This is a genomic window from Stenotrophomonas sp. YJH_SMC_122 (genome assembly GCF_059369535.1).
In genome coordinates this window covers 154,681-174,278 of the sequence record NZ_JCAFST010000002.1, presented here as the reverse complement: position 1 = coordinate 174,278, position 19,598 = coordinate 154,681, and the positions used below count along the sequence as shown (strand labels likewise).

Annotated in this window: 17 protein-coding genes; 11 read left to right on the top strand and 6 right to left on the bottom strand. The window is 69.8% G+C overall.

The genetic code is table 11. The features are described from left to right. Window positions 1-5: 5 nt before the first annotated feature. Genes AC5P66_RS04305 through AC5P66_RS04290 form a run of 4 tightly spaced genes read left to right on the top strand, consistent with a single transcriptional unit; the run spans window position 6 to window position 5,990 of the window. Window positions 6-902 (top strand): DUF58 domain-containing protein, encoded by an 897-nt coding sequence (locus tag AC5P66_RS04305; protein ID WP_099496068.1) that lies wholly within the window; start codon window positions 6-8, stop codon window positions 900-902. Then, entirely contained in the window at window positions 899-2,020 is a 1,122-nt protein-coding gene (locus AC5P66_RS04300; RefSeq protein WP_099496067.1) for a BatA domain-containing protein, read from the top strand. The genes AC5P66_RS04305 and AC5P66_RS04300 overlap by 4 nt, the downstream gene beginning before the upstream one ends. Continuing rightward, entirely contained in the window at window positions 2,017-4,185 is a 2,169-nt protein-coding gene (locus AC5P66_RS04295) for a hypothetical protein (RefSeq protein ID WP_495216093.1), read from the top strand. The genes AC5P66_RS04300 and AC5P66_RS04295 overlap by 4 nt, the downstream gene beginning before the upstream one ends. Then, the gene (locus tag AC5P66_RS04290; protein ID WP_099496065.1) at window positions 4,182-5,990 is read left to right on the top strand and encodes an amino acid adenylation domain-containing protein; all 1,809 of its coding nucleotides are present in this window, start codon (window positions 4,182-4,184) and stop codon (window positions 5,988-5,990) included. The genes AC5P66_RS04295 and AC5P66_RS04290 overlap by 4 nt, the downstream gene beginning before the upstream one ends. A gap of 98 nt (window positions 5,991-6,088) precedes the next feature. Here AC5P66_RS04290 and AC5P66_RS04285 read toward each other — a convergent pair whose 3' ends face one another. Further along, window positions 6,089-6,763 carry a hypothetical protein gene (locus AC5P66_RS04285; protein WP_049438725.1) on the bottom strand — a complete coding sequence of 225 codons (675 nt, stop codon included), beginning with the start codon at window positions 6,761-6,763 and terminating at the stop codon, window positions 6,089-6,091. Between the two features lie 40 nt (window positions 6,764-6,803). Then, on the bottom strand, window positions 6,804-7,322 hold the full coding sequence (locus AC5P66_RS04280) for a hypothetical protein (protein WP_032954720.1): 519 nt from the start codon (window positions 7,320-7,322) through the stop codon (window positions 6,804-6,806). 239 nt (window positions 7,323-7,561) lie between these two features. Here AC5P66_RS04280 and AC5P66_RS04275 point away from each other — a divergent pair, with 239 nt between their 5' ends. The 4 genes from AC5P66_RS04275 to AC5P66_RS04260 all read left to right on the top strand — a co-directional run bounded on the left by AC5P66_RS04275 (window position 7,562) and on the right by AC5P66_RS04260 (window position 12,669). Further along, window positions 7,562-8,662, top strand: coding sequence for a hypothetical protein (locus AC5P66_RS04275; protein ID WP_099496063.1), 1,101 nt, complete (start codon window positions 7,562-7,564; stop codon window positions 8,660-8,662). A 93-nt stretch (window positions 8,663-8,755) separates the two neighbouring features. Continuing rightward, window positions 8,756-11,245 carry a DEAD/DEAH box helicase gene (locus tag AC5P66_RS04270; protein ID WP_100479087.1) on the top strand — a complete coding sequence of 830 codons (2,490 nt, stop codon included), beginning with the start codon at window positions 8,756-8,758 and terminating at the stop codon, window positions 11,243-11,245. Further along, window positions 11,242-12,270, top strand: coding sequence for a ribonuclease H-like domain-containing protein (locus tag AC5P66_RS04265; RefSeq protein WP_099496061.1), 1,029 nt, complete (start codon window positions 11,242-11,244; stop codon window positions 12,268-12,270). The genes AC5P66_RS04270 and AC5P66_RS04265 overlap by 4 nt, the downstream gene beginning before the upstream one ends. Before the next feature lie 78 nt (window positions 12,271-12,348). Further along, the gene (locus tag AC5P66_RS04260; protein ID WP_049416109.1) at window positions 12,349-12,669 is read left to right on the top strand and encodes an I78 family peptidase inhibitor; all 321 of its coding nucleotides are present in this window, start codon (window positions 12,349-12,351) and stop codon (window positions 12,667-12,669) included. 67 nt (window positions 12,670-12,736) lie between these two features. Here AC5P66_RS04260 and AC5P66_RS04255 read toward each other — a convergent pair whose 3' ends face one another. Both AC5P66_RS04255 and AC5P66_RS04250 read right to left on the bottom strand, forming a co-directional pair. After that, the gene (locus AC5P66_RS04255; protein WP_099496060.1) at window positions 12,737-14,728 is read right to left on the bottom strand and encodes a M56 family metallopeptidase; all 1,992 of its coding nucleotides are present in this window, start codon (window positions 14,726-14,728) and stop codon (window positions 12,737-12,739) included. A 3-nt stretch (window positions 14,729-14,731) separates the two neighbouring features. Beyond that, window positions 14,732-15,118, bottom strand: coding sequence for a BlaI/MecI/CopY family transcriptional regulator (locus AC5P66_RS04250; protein WP_049416106.1), 387 nt, complete (start codon window positions 15,116-15,118; stop codon window positions 14,732-14,734). A 189-nt stretch (window positions 15,119-15,307) separates the two neighbouring features. Here AC5P66_RS04250 and AC5P66_RS04245 point away from each other — a divergent pair, with 189 nt between their 5' ends. Next, the gene (locus AC5P66_RS04245; protein WP_099496110.1) at window positions 15,308-16,375 is read left to right on the top strand and encodes a serine hydrolase domain-containing protein; all 1,068 of its coding nucleotides are present in this window, start codon (window positions 15,308-15,310) and stop codon (window positions 16,373-16,375) included. A gap of 39 nt (window positions 16,376-16,414) precedes the next feature. Here the strand turns inward: AC5P66_RS04245 and AC5P66_RS04240 are convergent, their stop codons facing one another. Then, on the bottom strand, window positions 16,415-17,521 hold the full coding sequence (locus tag AC5P66_RS04240; protein WP_099496059.1) for an SDR family oxidoreductase: 1,107 nt from the start codon (window positions 17,519-17,521) through the stop codon (window positions 16,415-16,417). A 196-nt stretch (window positions 17,522-17,717) separates the two neighbouring features. Between AC5P66_RS04240 and AC5P66_RS04235 the strand changes: the two genes are divergently transcribed. Next, window positions 17,718-18,026, top strand: a complete 309-nt coding sequence (locus tag AC5P66_RS04235) for a hypothetical protein (RefSeq protein ID WP_049438731.1) — start codon at window positions 17,718-17,720, stop codon at window positions 18,024-18,026. Here AC5P66_RS04235 and AC5P66_RS04230 read toward each other — a convergent pair. Further along, the gene (locus tag AC5P66_RS04230) at window positions 18,014-19,072 is read right to left on the bottom strand and encodes a DNA topoisomerase IB (protein WP_099496058.1); all 1,059 of its coding nucleotides are present in this window, start codon (window positions 19,070-19,072) and stop codon (window positions 18,014-18,016) included. The two genes, AC5P66_RS04235 and AC5P66_RS04230, sit on opposite strands and share 13 nt — an antisense overlap. Window positions 19,073-19,183: 111 nt before the next feature. On the opposite strand from AC5P66_RS04230, the gene AC5P66_RS04225 reads away from it, so the two are divergent. After that, on the top strand, window positions 19,184-19,573 hold the full coding sequence (locus AC5P66_RS04225) for an I78 family peptidase inhibitor (RefSeq protein WP_032954733.1): 390 nt from the start codon (window positions 19,184-19,186) through the stop codon (window positions 19,571-19,573). Window positions 19,574-19,598: the final 25 nt, after the last annotated feature.

The window sequence follows — 19,598 nt, the reverse complement described above, 5'->3', positions numbered from 1 at the left end:
CACACGTGAACGCAGCTGCCGCCCTGACGTTGCCGCCGGAACTGCGTGCGCGCCTGCGCCTGCTGCGGCTGCGGCCACGCCTGGCCAGCGGCGCCAGTGGCATCGGCCAGCACGCCAGCCGCAGCCGCGGTGCCGGCCTCGAATTCGCCCAGTACCGTGCCTACGAACCAGGCGATGAGCTGCGCCAGATCGACTGGAAGCTGTATGCACGCTCGGACCGCTTCTTCGTGCGCGAATCCGAACGCGAAAGCCCGATCACGGTCTGGCTGCTGCTCGATGCCACCGCCTCGGCCGGCCAGGCCGATCGCGCGGCACCGCAGCGCACGCGCCTGGATCACATGCGCGGCGTGGCCGTCTGCCTGGTGGAACTGGCCCTGCAGCAGGGCGACCGTTTCGGCCTGCTGGCGATCAATGGCGATGGACTGCAGTTGGTGCCGGCAGCGAACGGCGCACGCCAGCGTGACCGCGTGCATCTGCAGCTGCATGCCCTGCAGGCACGCGGCGCCTGGCCTGCGGCTGATCGACTGCGCCCGCTGTGGGAGCGCGTGCGCCCGGGCGACCTGCTGCTGGCGATTGGTGATGGCTTCGACGCGGCCTGCATCGTGCTGCTGGAGCAACTGGCCAGCGCACGCCGTGAAGTGGCACTGCTGCAGATCCTGACCGCCGACGAGCGCGACTTCCCGTTCGACGCAGGCCATCGCTTCCGCGATCCGGAGACCGGCGAGGAACTGCTGGGCGATGGCGCGGCGATCCGCACCGACTACCTGCAGCGCTTCGCTGACGCACGCAACGCATTGCGGTCGCGCCTGCAGGCCAGTGGCATCGCCAGTGCCACCGGCTGGCTCGACCAGCCGCTGGACCAGGCACTGCAGGCGCTGTTCGGTCGTGGGGGCGGTGCATGACCCTGCTGTTCCCGTTGGGCCTGACCGCGCTCGCTGCAGGCTTGCTGCCGCTGCTGATCCACCTGGCCCGGCGCCATCCGTACACGCCGCTGGATTTCGCCGCGCTGCGCTGGCTGCGCGCACAGATCCGTCCGCGCCAGCGCATCCGCTTCGATGACTGGCCGTTGCTGCTGATGCGCCTGTTGCTGCTGGCTGCATTGGCCTTGCTGCTGGCACGCCCTGCATTGACCGGCCCCGCTCCCGTCCCCACCGCGTGGACGGTAGTGGCTCCCGGATTGGACGCCGCCGCACTGCGCGGGAGTGCCGAAGCGGGCAACTGGCACTGGCTGGCACCCGGCTTCCCCGCTATCGATCACGCACCACCTGCGTCCAGCGCATCGCTGCCCAGCCTGCTGCGCGAGCTGGACGCACAGCTGCCCACGGGCACCGCGTTGACCGTGCACGTTCCCGATCCCCTGCCCGGTCTGGACGGCGCCCGCCTGCAGCTGTCGCGCGAAGTGCAGTGGCGGCCGCAACCGGTACCGGCCACTCCGCAACCGAGTGCCGCGACGGTGCCGCGCCTGCGCGTGCACAGCGGCGCGCCGGCCGCCGCCCAGCACTGGGTGAACGCACTGCAGCGCGCGTGGGGCATGCCGGCGCCGCTCTCTCCTCTGTCGGCCGGTGCCCTGCCCGAACGCGGCGAGATCGGCGTATGGAGCCGCAGCGATGCACTGCCGGCAAGCTGGCAGGCATGGCTGCGCGACGGCGGTCGTGCAGTGAGCGCCGGCAAGCCTGCTGGCGACGCCGGCATCCTGCTGCGCAACGCCGACGGCACGCCACTGCTGTGGCAGCAGCGCATCGGCCACGGTGTCCTGCTGTCACTGCCCGGCGACTGGGATGCCTCAGGCAACGCTGCGCTGCGCGACCCGCAGTTGCCGCGTGCCCTGCAGCTGGCGCTGCAACCGCCAGCGTCACCGCGCCGCGGCGATGCACAGGACCAGGCACCACGCCGGGCCGCCCTGCCCGCCATAGCGCCTCCAGCGCGTGAGCCAACCATGTGGTTGCTGCTGGCCATCGTGCTGCTGTTCGCACTGGAGCGCTGGATGGCCAGCAGTCGCCGGCGCAGGGTGGCCACATGAACACCCTGCAGCACGCCTGGCAGCGCGCACGCCGTCGCCGTGCACTCACCACCCTGCTGCTGGGCCTGCCGTGGGCGCTGGCCGCGACGACGCTGGCGCTGCGCCTGGTGGGCTTCGATATCGCCTGCGTGGTCGGCACGGTCAGCCTGCTCGCCTGCGCAGCGCTCGCCACGGCACGTGCCCGCCAGCTGGACCCGCAATGGTTGCAGCGCCACCTCGATGCCAGTGGTGCCAGCGAGGACAGTGCCGACCTGCTGTTCGCCGATGCCGCCACGCTCAATCCGCTGCAGCACCGCCAGCGCGCGCATGTGCTGGCGACGCTGGAGCGCGGGACACCGGACCTGCGTCCGCGCTGGCCGCGCAAGGCGTTGGCCCTGAGCTGGGTCGCAGGCCTGGCGATCACTGCGCTGGCATTCGGCTGGCCACGTTCCGGCCCCGGCTCCGCGTCGGCCCGCACATCGGCGCCTGTCAGCACGGCTGCCGCCGGGCCGCTGCACCTTCAGTCCACCCGCCTGCGAATCAACGCACCGGCCTATACCGGCCAGGCCACGCGCACCCAGAACGCGCTGGATGCCAAGGTCGCCGCCGACAGCCGGCTGTCGTGGTCGTTGCGCTTCGATCGCGCGCCGGACAAGGCATGGCTTCAATTCCACGACGGCCGCCGGCTGCCGCTGAGCGAGCAGGATGGGCAGTGGCTGGCGCAGGATGTGGCGCGCGTGCCTGTGCTGTACCGCGTGGTGAGCGAACCTGCACTGGCCCAAACCCGCCTGCATCGCCTGGATGTGGTCGCTGATCGTGCGCCCAGCGTGCGCGTGCTGGAGCCCGCCACCAGCCTGGTGCTGGGCACGCCCGGGCAGCGCCAGTGGTCGCTGCGGTTCGAAGCCAGCGATGACTACGCCGTGGCCACGCAGGCAACGCTGTCGATCACCATTACCCAAGGCAGCGGCGAGAACATCACCTTCGCTCGCCGCAGTGTCGGCCTCACCGGTAGCGGCGAAGCGACTGCACGGCGATTCGCGCACACCCTCGACCTGGCTGCGCTGGGCGCGCAGCCCGGCAGCGATGTCATCGCCCAGCTGGAGGTGCGCGACAACCATGCGCCGACGCCGCAGGCCGGGCGCAGCAGCAGTGTGATCCTGCGCCTGCCCAGCACCGAAGTCGCGCTCGGTGCCGAGCTGGAAGGCCGCATCAAGAAGACGCTGCCGGCCTACTTCCGCAGCCAGCGGCAGATCATCATCGATGCCGAGGCGCTGATCCGGCAGCGGCGCAGCCTCGCCGCCGAGGACTTCGTGAAGCGCAGCGATGCGATCGGTGTCGACCAGCGCATCCTGCGTCTGCGCTACGGCCAGTTCCTGGGTGAGGAAAGCGAAGGCGCACCGAAGCCGCCGCCGACCAGCGACCTGCCCACCAGCGATGCGCCAGCTGCAGGCAACCGCGACGACGAGCACGAGCACGACCATGGCGTCGAGGCCGGAGCACACGATGAGCATGGCCACGATCACGGCGGCAAAGCGTCCAATGCCGATGCCCCACCGGTGTTCGGCAGCGCCACCGATGTGCTCTCCGAATACGGTCATACCCATGACCATGCCGAGGCCGCGACCCTGCTCGACCCGCAGACCCGGGCCACGCTGAAGGCCGCGCTGGACCAGATGTGGTCGGCCGAAGGCGAGCTGCGCCAGGGCCGTCCGGAGCAGGCGCTGCCGTTCGCCTACAAGGCACTGGGGTTCATCAAGCAGGTGCAGCAGGCCGAACGCATCTATCTGGCGCGGGTGGGGCCGGAGCTGCCGCCGATCGATGAAGGCCGTCGGCTGGGCGGCGATCGCACCGGACTGGCCAGTCGCGAACTGCCGCTGGCCGCACGCACGCCGACCGACCGGGCCATCATCGAAGCCTGGCAGCGCCTCGGTGATGACACCAGCGCGCCCGACCTCGACGCACTCGCTGCCTGGCAGCAGCGCAATGCCGCCTACCTGCCCGATGCGCTGGATCTGGCTGCCGCCATCGAGCAGCTGCGCATCGAGCCCGGTTGCCGCGACTGCCGCCAGCGCCTGCGCGCTCAGTTGTGGCGGGCGCTGCAGCGTCCACTGCCGCAGGCGATGCGGCGCAGTGCCGCCGATGCGATGGGCCAGCGCTACCTGGACGCGCTGGAGGCGCAGCCATGAACCCGTCCGGCCTGAACCTGTGGATCGCCTTGGCACTCGCTGTGATCGTGGCGATCGCCAGCGTTCGCCAGTCGCGCGGCAACACCGCGCACCGTGGCCGCCGCTGGGGGGTGATCGGGCTGCAGGTCATCGTCGCCACGCTGCTGTATTTCTGCCTGGTGCCGCCCACCCGCCAGCAACCCGCAGCCGGGCTGGTTGTGCTGGGAATCGATGCCGGCAAGGCCGGCGCGTTCCCGGCCAGCGCAGGTTCGCTGTGGCTGTTGCCGGAAGCTGCCGATGTGCCCGGCGCAAAGCGCGTACCCGACCTGGCCACCGCGCTGCGGCAGCATCCGGCCTCCACGCTCACCCTGGTCGGTGCCGGCCTGGTCGCACGCGATCGCGATGCGGTACTGCCACGCGACGTACGTTGGCAGCCGGCGGCACCGCCGCGCGGCTGGGTCGCCTTGCAGCCACCGGCCGACAGTGCGCCCGGCGCACGCTTCGAGGTATGGGCGCAGGCGCGCGGCGTTGCCAGGGCAAAGGCGGAACTGCTCGACCCCGCCGGCAGCGTGGTCGATCGCGCGGAGGTGGCCGACGACGGCCGCGTGCAGCTCAGTGGCATCGCCCGGGCCGAAGGCCGCAGCGTGTTCCAGCTGCGCCTGCTCGATGCCGACGGCCATGTGGTGGACAGCGTGCCGGTGCCGCAGCAGACCCTGCCGGCGGCGCCGCTGCGCCTGCAGGTGCGTGCCAGCGCGCCGGGTCCCGAACTGAAGTACCTGCGCCGCTGGGCAGCCGATGCCGGCATCCGCGTGCAGGTGCAGGCCGATACCGGTGCCGGCCTGAGCGTCGGCGACGGCGCCTTGCCGCTGGACGCGGCGTCGCTGGCGCGCAGCGATCTGCTGCTGCTGGACGAGCGCAGCCTGGCGGCATTGAATGCCGCCCAGCTGGCCGCTGTGCGGCAGGCGCTGCGCGAGGGACTGGGCGTGCTGGTACGCAGTGCGGGCGCCCCTTCGGCCAGCGCGCGCCAGCGCCTGCACGATCTGGGCCTGCCGCTGCGGGGTGATGGCAGCAGCCAGGTCCTCGAACTTCCCGGTGACGGCGAGAGCGCGGTCCTCGCCGCACGACGTGGCCCGCTCGCCGCGGGTACGCTGCCGACCGGCTACAGCGTGGAGGCAGACCGCAGTTCGCACGACGCCGCGCTGCCCACACTGGAAGCACTGGCGCTGCAGGTACCTGGCAGCAACGCGCTGCTGCACGATCGCACCGGCAAGGCTGTCGGTGGCTGGCGCGCTGCCGGCAAAGGCCGCATCGGCCTGCTGCCCATCACCGACAGCTGGCGCTGGGTGCTGGCCGGCCGCGATGACCGCCACGGCGAACTGTGGAGCGGCGTGGTTGCCACGCTGGCGCGGGCGCAGGGCAGCGGTGAGGCGCTGTGGTCGCCACAGCCGATCAGCTGGGCGGGCGAACGGCAGGCGCTGTGCGGTGTGCAGGCACCACTGCAGGCCTTCAACGCACGCGGCGAAGGCACGCCGCTGATCGTCGATGGCGCGACGTCAGACCTGCGTTGCGCGGGCTGGTGGCCGCGCGAGGCGGGTTGGCAGCGCCTGCAGCACGGTGACGCTGCCGTCTGGCGCTATGCATTCGACCCGAAGGACGCGCCCGCGCTGCATCGGCAGGCAATGATCGATGCAACCACGCGAGCGCTGGCGGGCAGCTCCCCGGCAACCGCGTCGGTGATGCAACCCGTGCCGGGATCGCGCTGGCCGTGGTGGCTGGCGTTTGTGCTGTGCGCATCGCTGCTGTGGTGGTTGGAGCGGCGGCGCTGACCGCGACGATGGGATCGCGGGCGGCATCCACGCATGGCGCGGATCTACTGGCCGGTTGCCCTGATGGACGCCAACCTTGGCGGCGTCTTTCGGCGGGGTCAACGCGTTCCCGCGCGCCGGTACACGCCATTGAAGCGCACGTTCATGCCACCGCATTCGCTGTTGTCGGCCACGATCAGCACCTCACCCAGCGAGTGCACACGCACCCGGCACGTGTCCTCGGCGAACTCGACATCGGCACCCTGCGGTATGGCACGCGCTTCCACCTGGCCCAGGTTCGGCCCATACGGGCGCTGTTCCGGCGTGGGGTTGGCCGAGGGCCAGTAAGCGTCGCCATCCACATGCAGTTGTCCACCCTGCACGGTGATGCGCAGGCCGTTGTCGCCATCTTTCCAGTGGCCCGTCCAGTCCTGCAGCGTGGGCACGGCCACCGGCAACGGTTGCAGCCTGCTGCGGTCGACCCAGCCGGCGCTGCCGCCCACCTTGTTCGGGAAGAACGCGCAGCGGTAACGGCCCAGGTCGCGACCGGTCACCACCGTATCGCCGTTGACCACATAGCTGCGCTGGCGGCAGGCCGGTTCGCCCTTGGCGGGGCAGCCATCCATGTCGCCGAGCAGGTACAGGCGCGGGGCGTCGACCACGCGCGCCAGCGCGAACCCGCTCTGCTCGGAGGGGAATGCGCCGTTGCGGCAGGCGCCGCCATCGGCGATATCGGACGCGAAGGCGGAGGCCGGCAGCAACGCGGCCAGCAGGCAGAATGAACGCAGGGACATGACAGCATTACCGGTGGGGGAGCCCGCAGGATATACCGGCCTACTTTACTGGCGCTGTGTCGCCGGCATCCTGCTCCTGTGAGAACCGCAGCGCGCGCTGCTGCTGTTCGGCACTGAGCTCTGGCGGTGGCCGCGCCACGGCCGCCTGGATCTGGTCCGGCCCGCCGGTAAGTTTGTTGATGCCTTTGGCTGCCGCCAGCACACCCTTGACCACGCCCATCATGATGTAGCCACCGCCCATGCTGACCTGCTCCGGCGATGGCGGTTCGCTCCAGTCGCGGCTGAAGCGGTTATCGCCGAACTTCACCGGGTTCTTGAAGCGGTACAGGTCCAGCGGCTCGTCATCGGGCTTGAGCGCACGCACTTCGCCGAGGGTGGTGACGTTGTCCTGCGGCAAGGTGGTGGAGATCGGTGCGGTGGGGGCGGGCGGCGCATCTGCAGGGGGAACGGGTGCAGGATCGGGCACCGCCACCGGCGCGGCCTGCTGCGCCTGTGCGATGCCGGCCAGCAGCATGCCGGCCAGGAGTGCTCCCTGCGTTCCACGTCGTGCCACAGCCATCCACCCTGTTGGTTGCGTCCAGCGCTCAAGCATACGGATGCCGGCTTCAGATTTCGTTGGCAACGGCGGGGGCATTCAGGCTGTGTCGCGCATCATCGCTGCGCGGCCGGGACACCGAAGTTTGCAATGAACTTCATTCCCCCCGGGGGGCGGGGACGGCATCCTGCCGTTCTCCCGGTACGGCGCTCCCTCATGACAGCTCCCTCCACAATCCCGCCACGGCAGCCGGTCGCCTGCTGATGTCGCGCGCAGCAGTACTGGTTGGTTTGGCAATCGTGCCCCTGATGGTCATCGCGGCCGTTGCCGAATGGACATCACGTGTCCACGCAGGCATGGCTTCGCTGCGCCGGAGCAGCACGCTGCGTACGCTGGGCGCGGACGAACACAGGGCACTGGCACCGTTGCGCGCATTGGCCGGCTGCGACCATGACGACCAGATAAAGCGGCTGCGTGGAGCATTCACCGGCGGTGCGTGCCGGAACAGCTTCCCGGTCGGTGAAGGCCTGCTGGGTGGCGTTCCCGCACTGGTGCCAAAGCAGGCGTGGCCCTACCTCGCGGAAGACAATGAAGCCGAAGTGGTGTTGGGCAAACGCGCGGCCGTGGTGGTATGTCTCAACGGCTTCACTATCGCTGCTGCACGGCCGGATGCAGCCACCAGCCGCGTCTGTGGCGAGCGCCTGGAGACGCCCGAAGAAGTTTCGATGCGACGGGGACCCGGCCTGCGCCCTTCCCCGCTGGTGATTGCCGCACTGGCGTCATGGGCGGCCGCTGGCGCCCCAGGGCTGCTGGCCATGCCGTTGCTCGCCATCGCCGGGCTGGCGGCCTGGCTGGCACTCCCTCGCCGCAACAGCCCCGCGACGGCTCAGCGCGTACTGCAGGTTCGCGGACGCCTGCGCGCTTACCAGCGCATTGCCCAGACTTCGCGGGTGTGGTTGCTCGGCAATGACCGCCGTGTGCAGCTTCCAGCGGAATGGGAGCACGCTGCGGCATTCTCCCGCGGACGCTCGATGGTGCTGGAAGTGCGCGCCTGTGATGGATGGGTGCTGGGCGCAGGGACGGCATGGTGCCTGGCCAGCGACCGACGGCGCTATCCGCCCACAGGAGGGTCGTGGCATCTGGCATGGCTGGGCCTGCTCCTGTGCGTGCTCGTGTTCGGCGCTGGCGGAATACCGCCGCCCCGCCAGGATCCTGCATGGGCGGCTGCCCATGGCTGGGGGGTGCTCGCAGTGCTGGCATCGGGCTGGCACGCGGTGCAGGTCGTCGTCTGCACCGTGCAGTTCATGCTCCGCCGTCGCGCGCTTGACGCAAACATCGCGCAGCGTCCCGACCCGTGGCACTGAACGGTTCACGCGTTCCCATGCTGGTGTCTCACATCCTGAGACATGGATGTGGTGCCATGTGACCCCTCGCAATCCGTTCCCGCTTCCTCTTCCATGGCCTACGAACTCGCCAAGCGCACCGCCGATGCCGAGCAGAAGCTCGCCACCCGCGATGGCCTGCCCGCCCGCGACGGCGCCCTGCTCAGTGCGCGCCTGCAGCGCCGCTACCAGGACCGCATCACCGGCAGCTTCGCCATTCCCGGCCGTGAAGGCCGCTACGCGCCCGTTCCCGACTCGGTACCACCGGCGCTGGCCGCTGCACTGAAGGCCCGTGGCATCGAGCAGCTCTACAGCCACCAGGCCGAAGCCTGGGAGGCCAGCCAGCGCGGCGAGCACGTGGCCATCGTCACCCCCACCGCCAGCGGCAAGTCGCTGTGCTACACGCTGCCGGTGGTCAGCGCGGCCATGCAGGACAAGGCCAAGGCGCTGTACCTGTTCCCGACCAAGGCGCTGGCCCAGGACCAGGTGGCCGAGCTGCTGGAACTCAATCGTGCCGGCGACCTCGGCGTCAAGGCCTTCACCTTCGACGGCGACACCCCCGGCGATGCGCGGCAGGCGATCCGCCTGCATGGCGACATCGTGGTGTCCAACCCGGACATGCTGCACCAGGCGATCCTGCCGCATCACACCAAGTGGGCGCAGTTCTTCGAGAACCTGCGCTACATCGTCATCGACGAAGTACACACCTACCGCGGCGTGTTCGGCAGCCACGTCACCAACGTGCTGCGCCGGCTCAAGCGCATCTGCGCGTTCTACGGCGTGCAACCGCAGTTCATCCTGTGCTCGGCCACCATCGGCAACCCGCAGGCGCATGCCGAGGCGTTGATCGAGGCACCGGTCAGCGCCGTCACCGAATCCGGCGCGCCCACCGGGCCGAAGCAGGTACTGCTGTGGAACCCGCCGGTGATCAACCCCGACCTGGGCCTGCGTGCCTCGGCGCGCTCGCAGAGCAACCGCATCGCCCGCATCGCGATCAAGTCCGGGCTGAAGACCCTGGTGTTCGCGCAGACCCGGTTGATGGTCGAAGTGCTGACCAAGTACCTGAAGGACATCTTCGACCACGACCCGCGCAAGCCGCCGCGCATCCGCGCCTACCGCGGCGGTTATCTGCCCACCGAACGCCGCGAGACCGAGCGTGCGATGCGCGCCGGCAACATCGACGGCATCGTCAGCACCTCGGCGCTGGAGCTGGGCGTGGATATCGGCAGCCTGGACGTGGTCATCCTCAATGGCTACCCCGGCAGCGTGGCCGCCACCTGGCAGCGTTTCGGCCGTGCCGGTCGCCGCCAGCAGCCCGCGCTGGGGGTGATGGTGGCCAGTTCGCAGCCGCTGGACCAGTACGTGGTGCGGCATCCGGACTTCTTCGCCGAAGCCTCGCCCGAACATGCGCGCATTGCGCCAGACCAGCCGCTGATCCTGTTCGACCACATTCGCTGCGCGGCCTTTGAACTGCCGTTCCGGGTCGGCGACGGCTTCGGCCCGATCGATCCGGAAGTGTTTCTGGAAGCGCTGGCCGAAACCGAAGTCATCCACCGCGAAGGCGAGCGCTGGGAATGGATCGCCGACAGCTATCCAGCCAACGCGGTGAGCCTGCGCGCGGTGGCCGACGGCAACTTCGTGGTGGTCGACCGCAGCGACGGCCGCCAGCAGATCATCGCCGAGGTCGATTATTCCGCCGCCGCACTCACCCTGTACGAAGGCGCCATCCACATGGTGCAGTCCACGCCCTACCAGGTGGAGACGCTCGACTGGGAGGGCCGCAAGGCCTACGTCACCCGCACGCATGTGGATTACTACACCGACAGCATCGACTTCACCAGGCTCAAGGTGCTGGACCGCTTCGATGGTGGCGTGGCCGGGCGCGGTGATTCGCACCATGGCGAAGTGCACGTGGTGCGGCGCGTGGCCGGCTACAAGAAGATCCGCTACTACACCCACGAAAACATCGGCTACGGCCCGGTGAACCTGCCCGACCAGGAACTGCACACCACCGCAGTGTGGTGGCAGCTGCCGCAGGCACTGCTGCTGCGCGCGTTCGCCAGCAGGCAGGATGCGCTCGATGGCTTCCTCGGTGCGGCGTATGCGCTGCACATCGTCGCCACCGTGGCGGTGATGGCCGATGCGCGCGACCTGCAGAAGTCGGTCGGCAACGGCGATGGTTCCTGGTTTGCGATCGCCGACCAGAGCGGCCGTGGCCAGTTGCGCGGCAGCGAGGGTGATCCTGGCGTTGTCGAACTGCTGCAGGAATTCGTGCCCACTGTGTATCTGTATGACAACTTCCCCGGTGGCGTCGGCCTCAGCGAGCCGTTGTGGCAACGCCAGGCCGAGCTGGTGAAACGCGCGCGCGAGCTGGTGCAGCGCTGCGACTGCAAGGCCGGTTGCCCGGCCTGTGTCGGCCCGGTGCTGGCCGCACAGGAAGAGGACGAAACCTCGCCGCGTGCGCTGGCGCTGCGTGTGCTGGACCTGTTCGATGCCGAGGCCTGCCGGCACGTCCCCGACGTGGTGGTGACCGCGCGCGACCCGATGGAGCTGCTGGCCCCGTGAGCCTGAGCCTGGACAAGCTGCGCCTGCTGCGGAAGCAGGCCGGCGACCCTGAAGCGGCCACGCCGGCGGCGCCGGACGTTGCCCCTGCGCCACCGGCACCACCGGCCGCCAACGATGCGCGGCAACCACCGGCCGAGCGTTCGGTGTTCGCCTGGGTCGAGCAGGAGATCCGCCACAAGCCCACGGGTGCTGCAGCGGCCACATCGGCACCCACGCCGGCCCCACTTCGGCGGCCGGAAGTGGGCAGCCTGCATCGCCTGCTCGGCCTGCGCACGCGGAGCGGCGCCACGCCGGCACGTGCCAGCGCGCAGGATCGCCAGCTGCCGGGCGAGGAGATCGCGCCGGGTCTGTTCCTGATCGAATCGCTGCAACCTCAGCCGATCCCAACCGCGCCGCTGTCGCTGGCCTTCGCCAAGCGCGAAGACCAGCACGTGGCTGCACGCGATCTGCTGTTCTTCGACACCGAGACCACCGGGCTGGCCGGCGGCACCGGCACCCGTGCCTTCATGATCGGCGCAGCCGACTGGCATGTGTGCCCGCAGCGTGGCGAGGGCCTGCGCATCCGCCAGTTGCTGATGGCCACCATGGCCGCCGAGGACGCGATGCTGGCCACCTTTGCCCGCTGGCTGCAACCGTCCACCGTGTTCTGCAGCTACAACGGCCGCAGCTACGATGCGCCGCTGCTGAAGGCGCGCTACCGGCTGGCCCGGCAGCCGGACCCGATCACCGCACTGGACCATGTCGACCTGCTCTACCCCACGCGCCGTCGCTATCGCGGCAGCTGGGAGAACTGCAAGCTGTCCACCATCGAACGCCAGCTGCTGCGCGTGGTGCGCGAGGACGACCTGCCCGGCTCGGAAGCACCCGGTGCATGGCTGCGCTTCCTGCGCGGCGGCGATGCGGTGAACCTGCGCCGGGTGGCCGACCACAACCACCAGGACGTGGTGACCCTTGCCCTGCTGCTGCAGCGGCTGGTGCGCGAGGAACAGCGCGAGCGCGAGACGCTGGCGCTGGTCGCGCAGTAATGACACGGGGCCGCGTTGACATGCCCTGACGGTGGTTGCGGTGACACTGCCGCCACCATCCACGCCTGGAGCCCGACGATGCGCCTCAATCCGCTTGCCCTGCTTGCCATCCTGCCACTGGCCGCCTGCAGCCACGCCGGCAGCAGCACCGCCCTCGATGCCGCGCCAGCGCCAGCACCCGTGGCCGACGCCGCGCACGAATGCAAGCCGGAGGCGCTCGAGGCCTTCACCGGCAAGACGGCTGACGAAGCCACCATCAAGAAGCTGGTGGCCGCCAGCGGCGCGCGCGGTGCACGGGTGGTCAAGCCGGGCATGGCGGTGACCATGGACTTCCGCCAGGACCGCGTGACCGTGCAGGTGGATGCGCAGAACCGCATCGAACGCGCCAGCTGCGGTTGATCGGCCCAGGGTAGTGCCGGCCGCTGGCCGGCACCCCACATTGCCGGCCAGCGGCCGGCACTACCGATCAGAGTCGCTCGGCCTTGCCACTGGCCAGGGCGCGTGCGATCACCTGCTGCGCCTGCTGCGATGCCTGCGCATGCACGCGTGCCTGGCGCTCGCCCAACGCGGCCTGCTGGCTGCCAAGCGCTGCCTGGCGGCTGGCCAGTTCGGACTGCTGGCTGGCCAGGCGCTGCATGTCGCGGGTGTGGCTGGCCCGCGCGGTTTCGTTGTCCACGTCCCGCATCGCACGACGTGCCTGTGCGGCGGCGTCACGTGCAGCCTCGCGGGCAACGGCCGCATCGTGGGTCGCGCCCCGCGCCGCCTTTGCCGCTTCTGCCGCCGCCTCGCGGTTGATGTCATGCGCGGCCATCGCACTGCGCGCGGCCTCGGCGGCGATCAGTGCGATGCGGCGCGATTCCTCGCCCTGCAGGCGGCCCATTTCACCCATCTGCCTGCCGAGTTCGCCCTGCTGGCGACCCAGCACGCTTTGCTGGCGGCCCAGTTCGCTCTGCTGGCGGCCCAGCTCTACGGCACCGCTGTAGGCACGCTGCAGGGTCTGGATCAGCATCGGGTCACGCACCACGTAGCGCCTGTCGCCCTGGCGGAACCACAACGCCGGGCCCTTGCCGAGCTGCCTGCGGGCCACCGTCACGTCATCCATGCCGCCGTTGGCGAAGGTCGAATCACCATCAACCAGAACGAAGGCCTCCCGGGGCGACCTGCCCAGGTCGAGGCGACCGTAGGTGGTGATGGAGGTGGCGGCCGACGTCGCGCCTTCATCGTCTTCGGCCATGCCCGTGGCATCGTCGACTTCGGCCACATCGGCATCGTCGGGCCCGGTCGCGTCAGCGGGTTCGGCCGGCGCGGCCGGTGCTGCAGGCGCGGCCGGGGCCGCCGGCACGCCCGCAGCGGAGGGCGGTGCGGCCGGAGCCTTGGGAGCCTTCGGCGGTGGTGGCGCCACGACCTTGGGTGCCGCCGGTGGCGCGGGCGGTGCCGGCGGTACCGGCGCAGCGACCAGCCGCATCGGCGCCACACCCACCAATACCACGGCCGCCGTCAACGCCATCGCCAGGATGCGGGGGCAGGCACGGCGTGGCTGCAACGAGAGCAGGCGACGCTTGAGGCTGGTGGCATCCGGTGCGGCACTGGCCACGCCCAGGTGCGGCTGCGGTGCCACCCCCAGCTGCAGCAACAGTCGGCCATAGGCCTGGCGGCTGGCAGCGTGCTGGCCCACCACCGCTGCGTCCACCGCTTCTTCGCGCGCTTGCGCATATTCACGCACCGACAGGCGCAGCAGCGGATGGAAGAAGAACAGGTGCTGGGCCAGCGCAGGCAGCAGGCCCCACTGCAGGTCCCGCCGCTGCAGGTGCTGCAGTTCGTGGGTCAGGGCCAGGTCCAGCGCGTCGCCCTGCAGGGCATTGTCGCCAGCCGGCAACAGCAGCACCGGGCGGAACGGACCGACCAGCTGCGGTGCGTCCACCTGCGTGCTCATCCACAACCGCGGCGCAGGCCGCACACCATGTGCATCGGAAGCCAGCTGCAGGGCCTGCACCAGCGCCTGGTCCCCGCAGGGATAGGCCGCAGCCAGCAGTGCGCGGCAGCGGCGCCACTCACCGAAGGTGCGCAGCGCCATCAGCAGCACGCCGGATGCCCACAGCGCAGCCAGTGCAACGGCCCACCACGCCACTGCCGGCACGTCCGGCGCCGGCATCGGCATTGCGGCCAGCAACTGTGCCGAGGCCTCCGGGGCCAGCGGGTAGACCATGTCGGCGGCCACATCGGTCGCGCTCATCGCCACCGCCTGCGGCGCCGGCAGCCAGGCCAGCTGCAACGGCTGGCTCCAGAACAGGCCGAGCACGGCCTGCAGCGAGACCAGCCACCACAGGCGGCAGCGGGTCGCCGCCGGCAGCGACGGCAGCGCGCGGCACAGGCCGTACACCAGGGCCACCAGCAGCACGGTCTGCAGGCTCGTCCAGCCCAACCGTTCCAGCATCGGGATCAGCATCGTGGTGTCCATGGCTCAGCCCTCGTGGCGACGCGATTGGAGTTGGGCGACCAGCGCTTCCAGCTCGGCCAGCTCGTTGTCGCTGACCTGCTGCCGCTGCGACAGATAGGCCACGAACGGCGACACCGAGCCCTGCAGGGTGTTGTCGACGAACTGGGCCACGGCGCCCTGCAGCACGCTCTGCGGGCCACGGGTGGCTTGGTAGCGGTAGACGCCGTCCTGCTGCCGGCGCTGCAGATACCCCTTCGCCCGCAGCCGCTCCATCATCGTCAGCACGGTGGAACGGGCCAGGCCACGGACCTCTCCGTAGCCACTGGCGACCTCGCCGACGCTGGCCGGCGCATGTTCATCGATGTACTGCAGCAGGGCCAGTTCCTGGTCCCCGATGGTCTTGCCACGCATGACACCACTCCCTTGACTACACGTGTCGTCACTGTCAGCTTGACGACAGCTGTAGTCAACCCCCCGGAAGTCATGGGCCGACGAACGGTAGGGGCGCAGAGCTCTTAAACCTTTGGCGCGGCGTCCGCATCCGATCCGCAACGCCCGCTGGAATTCCGCATGTTCCGTCCAACGCTCCGAGTCGTGCTCATGCTCATCAGTGCCCTGCCCTTCACCGCCGTCTCTGCCAGCCAGGACCAGGCCAATGACCAGACCCGCCGCCTGATCCGCCAGATCATGCTGGAGCAGCGCATCCCCGGGCTGCAGGTCGCGGTGGTCAAGGACGGGCAGATCGTGCTGTCCGAAGCCTACGGCCTGGCCAACGTCGAGAACGGCGTGCTTGCCTCGCGCCACACCCGCTTCCCGCTCAACTCGGCCACCAAGGCATTCACCGGCGTGGCGGCTGCGCAGTTGGCGCAGGAGGGCCGACTGGATCTGGACGCGCCGGCCTCGCGTTACCTGGATGATCTTCCACCAGCGTGGAAAGACGTGCGCGTGCACCAGTTGCTGGCACATACCTCAGGCCTTCCGGACATCCTTGATGCGAACGGACTGCTGGGCGGTGGCTCCGAAGCACAGGCATGGGCGGCGGTGACGACCCGGCCACTCGAAGCAGCGCCCGGGCAGCGCTTCGCCTACAACCAGACCAACTATGTACTGCTGGCACGGATCATCGCGAAGCAATCCGGTATGTCCTACGAACGTTTCCTGGCCACGCGCCAGTTCAGCAGCGCGCGCATGGCCCGCACCACCTTCGGCGACAGCTACGACCTGATTCCGGACGCGGCAACGATGTACAGCCTGGCCCCGCGTGCCACCGATGCTGCGGATGCACCGTCCCGCCTGTCGCACTGGTTCTACGACATACCGCCTTCGCTCTGGGCCGGTGGCGGCATCCTCACCACCGCCGACGACACCGCGCGCTGGCTGGCCGCGCTGACCGAAGGCCGCCTGCTGCCGGAAACGGCCCTGCGGCGGATGTGGAGCGCAGAGCGCCTCGCTGATGGCCGTGCCGGCCCGTGGGCGGGTGGCTGGGCGGTACTACGCGCATCGCCCGACCTTCAGGTGGCCGGTATCGGCGGTGCGCGCTCGGCCTTCGTGGTCTATCCCGAGCGCGGCGTGGCGGTAGTGGTGCTGACCAATCTTGTCGGTGCCAATCCGCAGCAGTTCATTCCACGCATTGCCGATCTTTATGCGCCTGCGGTGACCGTGCCCTGAGGCTGCCGGCCAGCGGCCGGCACTACCGGCAGTGCTTGTTCACCCGCGCGGCCCACCCATCACCGGCAGGATCGCCCCGCTGATGTAGCTTGCACAGACCGGCGACGCCAGGAATACATACGCCGGTGACAGCTCTTCAGGCTGTGCAGGCCGGCCCATGTCGCTGTCCTTGCCGAACTCCGCCACGTCTTCGGCCTGCTTGTCGGCCGGGTTCAGCGGCGTCCACACCGGTCCCGGCGCCACGCAGTTCACGCGGATGCCGCGCGGCAGCAGCTGGCTGGCCAGCGATTTGGTGAACGCGTGGATCGCGCCCTTGGTCGCCGAGTAATCGATCAGCGCCTTGCTGCCGAAGATGCCCGTTTCCGAACCGGTGTTGATGATGCTCGCGCCCTCGCCCAGATATGGCAGTACCGCACGCGCCATCTGGATGTAGCCGCCGATGTTGGTCTGCAGCGTTTCCTGCAGGTGCGCATCTTCCAGATCTTCCAGGCGCTCGCAGTGCAGCTGGAACGCGGCGTTGTTGACCAGGATATCGATGCCGCCGAACGCCTTGGCCACCTGCTTGACGGCCTTGTTGCAGAAGCGCGGATCGCGCACATCGCCAGCGATTACCACGCAGCGGCCGCCTTCGCGTTCCACGTGCTGGCGGGTGATGTCCGCGTCTTCGGGCTCGTCCAGGTGCAGTACCGCCACATCCGCACCTTCGCGCGCGAACAACACTGCCACCGCACGGCCAATGCCGGAGTCGCCACCGGTGACGATCGCACGCATGCCCTGCAGCTTGCCGCTGCCCGCGTAGTCGGGCGCAAGGAAACGGGGCGCCAGCTCCAGTTCGTGCTCGTGCCCGGGCTTGGCCAGCTGCTGCGCCGGCATCGCCTCCGGCTGCCGGCGTGCGCCGGCCTGGGTCGCGGTCTTCTTTGTTGCCTTCTTGGCCGCGCGGGCGTCCTTGGCCTTCTCCTGGTCCTGCAGGCGCCGCTGCCGTGCAGCGACGCGTGCCGCCCGCGGATCACTGGCGGCCGCCTTGCGGGTTGCGGTCTTCACCACGCGCGGTCGATCGGGGTCGGCGACCGCCTTGGTCGGGGTGCTGCCTTTACGCACTTTCGGCGATGCCTTACGGCGGGCGGGGGTCTTCCTGGTGGTGGCCATGCAGGTCTCCTCGGGAGGGAAAGGGGCTGCCGGCCAGCGGCCGGCACTACCGGGGGGCGGCCCATGCCGCTCCTGCAGTGTCTCCACCCACGCTGTTGGCGGCAGTGAGCGCGCCGTGTCCACGATGTGCACGGCATTCATTCCGCCACCACGTCTGACGTCGCACCCTGCACGCAATCACACAAGGACCGCCGCCATGAAACTTGCCATCGCCACCGCCGCCGCCTGCTTTGCCCTTGCCGCCTGCAGCAGCACGCCGATGGCCCAGGTGCAGCCGATCGACGGCGTGATTTCCGGCCAGTGCCACAGCGACAGGGTGCGCGGCGCGGTGGGCCTGGCCGCCTCGGACGCCACCGTGGCCCGCGCACGCGTGGACAGTGACAGCCTGCACGTACGGGTACTGCGCCATGACGGCCCGCGGGTGCCGCCGGCCAGCGAAGGCGGCGACCGCCTGACCATCGAGAAGGGCCGGACCAACAACATCGTTGCGATCTACTGCGGCTGACGACCGCGACTGAGCCGCCGCGCCCGGCGCAGCACTTTCAGCGTGGCCTGCTCCCACTGCCGCGGGCCGCGCAGGCCGGCCAGCGAGGCCAGCTCGCCGCGCTCCCAGCCGGCAAACACGCACGGGTCGATGTAGGCCCTGCGGCACACGGCCGGCGTGTTGCCCAGCCGAGCCGCCACTTGGCAGACCACTTCACGCTGCGCCCTGGCCAGCGCGCGCTGGCTGGCCGGTTCCGGCAGTTCGGTGGCGGCGAATGCCTGTACCGCCGCCAGCGTGCCGCCCCAGGTGCGGAAGTCCTTGGCGGTGAAGTCTTCGCCCATCACCTCGCGCAGGTAGTCGTTCACTGCGCCGGAATCCACCGGCTGCAGCGCGCCTTCGTCGTCGCGGTACTGGAACAGCGCCTGCCCGGGCAGCTGCTGGATGCCGCGCACCAGCGTGCCCAGCCGCCGATCGCCCACCACCACCTCGTGCAACTGCCCGGATTTGCCCCGGAAGCGCATGCGCACGCGGCCACCGCGCAGCAGGTCCAGGTGGCGGTTGCGCAGCGTTGTCAGCCCGTAGGATTTGTTTTCCTGTGCATAGCTTTCGTTGCCCACCCGCACCAGGGTGTCGGCCAGCAGGGCCACCACCACCGCCAGCACCTTGTCGCGCGGGAAGCCGGGCTGCTTCAGATCACGCGACAGCCGCCGCCGCAACGTGGGCAACGCCTCGCCAAAGGCGATGATGCGGTCGAACTTGCCGGCATCGCGCTCCTTCGCCCAATCGGCATGGTAGCGATACTGCTTGCGTCCACGCGCATCGCGGCCGGTGGCCTGCAGGTGGCCGTTGGCGTGGGCGCAGATCCACACGGCGGTATACGCAGGTGGAATCGCCAGCGCACGGATGCGCTGCAGGGTGGCGGCATCGCGAACCGTGTGGCCATCGGCATCGCGGTAACTGAAGCCCTTGCCGGCGCGGCGCCGGCTGATGCCGGGCTGGGTGTCATCGACATAGCGCAGGCCGGCCGCGCGCGCGGCCTGTCGTTCGGGGGTAGAGGAGGTTGGCATGACCGCAGTGTCGCCGTCGCGATGCCGCGAACCTGTCGATAACAGAAGACAAACACGTGAGGGTCGGTTCGCCGCTATGCTCGGGCTTTCACAATCCCTTCCGGAGTCATGATGTCGTTCCCGATTCGCGCCCGTTCGCTCTCCGCCCTGCTGCTGCCGGCCGTGCTGGCCCTGACCGCCTGCCAGGCTCCGGCGCTGGATGAACAGGATTCGGCCACGGCCCATGCCCAGCAGGCGGCCGAAGCCGCCAAGGCGCCGGCCGACGAAACCGGCAAGGCCACCGAGGCACCGCCGGTCGGCACCTGCGATGCCAGCCAGGTGCAGAGCCTGGTCGGCCAGGCCTACGCCGACGCGCTGGGCAAGCAGGCGCAGGAAGATGCCGGTGCCCACCAGCTGCGCGTCATGAAGCCCAATGACGTAGCCACCATGGAGTTCCTCGGCGACCGCCTGAACATCGAAGTGGACGACAAGGGCCTGGTCAGCGGCGTGCGCTGCGGCTGAGTTCGACCGCGCGCCGACACGGGGT

Excerpts from the sequence above, each read along its gene's own strand:
- AC5P66_RS04250 (WP_049416106.1), bottom strand. The coding sequence starts at position 15,118 with ATGCGTGGCAAGACCATCGGGGACCAGGAACTGGCCCTGCTGCAGTAC.
- AC5P66_RS04270 (WP_100479087.1), top strand. The coding sequence starts at position 8,756 with ATGGCCTACGAACTCGCCAAGCGCACCGCCGATGCCGAGCAGAAGCTC.
- AC5P66_RS04300 (WP_099496067.1), top strand. The coding sequence starts at position 899 with ATGACCCTGCTGTTCCCGTTGGGCCTGACCGCGCTCGCTGCAGGCTTG.
- AC5P66_RS04275 (WP_099496063.1), top strand. The coding sequence starts at position 7,562 with ATGTCGCGCGCAGCAGTACTGGTTGGTTTGGCAATCGTGCCCCTGATG.
- AC5P66_RS04225 (WP_032954733.1), top strand. The coding sequence starts at position 19,184 with ATGTCGTTCCCGATTCGCGCCCGTTCGCTCTCCGCCCTGCTGCTGCCG.
- AC5P66_RS04240 (WP_099496059.1), bottom strand. The coding sequence starts at position 17,521 with ATGGCCACCACCAGGAAGACCCCCGCCCGCCGTAAGGCATCGCCGAAA.
- AC5P66_RS04245 (WP_099496110.1), top strand. The coding sequence starts at position 15,308 with ATGCTCATCAGTGCCCTGCCCTTCACCGCCGTCTCTGCCAGCCAGGAC.
- AC5P66_RS04235 (WP_049438731.1), top strand. The coding sequence starts at position 17,718 with ATGAAACTTGCCATCGCCACCGCCGCCGCCTGCTTTGCCCTTGCCGCC.
- AC5P66_RS04230 (WP_099496058.1), bottom strand. The coding sequence starts at position 19,072 with ATGCCAACCTCCTCTACCCCCGAACGACAGGCCGCGCGCGCGGCCGGC.
- AC5P66_RS04295 (WP_495216093.1), top strand. The coding sequence starts at position 2,017 with ATGAACACCCTGCAGCACGCCTGGCAGCGCGCACGCCGTCGCCGTGCA.
- AC5P66_RS04290 (WP_099496065.1), top strand. The coding sequence starts at position 4,182 with ATGAACCCGTCCGGCCTGAACCTGTGGATCGCCTTGGCACTCGCTGTG.
- AC5P66_RS04255 (WP_099496060.1), bottom strand. The coding sequence starts at position 14,728 with ATGGACACCACGATGCTGATCCCGATGCTGGAACGGTTGGGCTGGACG.
- AC5P66_RS04260 (WP_049416109.1), top strand. The coding sequence starts at position 12,349 with ATGCGCCTCAATCCGCTTGCCCTGCTTGCCATCCTGCCACTGGCCGCC.
- AC5P66_RS04280 (WP_032954720.1), bottom strand. The coding sequence starts at position 7,322 with ATGGCTGTGGCACGACGTGGAACGCAGGGAGCACTCCTGGCCGGCATG.
- AC5P66_RS04285 (WP_049438725.1), bottom strand. The coding sequence starts at position 6,763 with ATGTCCCTGCGTTCATTCTGCCTGCTGGCCGCGTTGCTGCCGGCCTCC.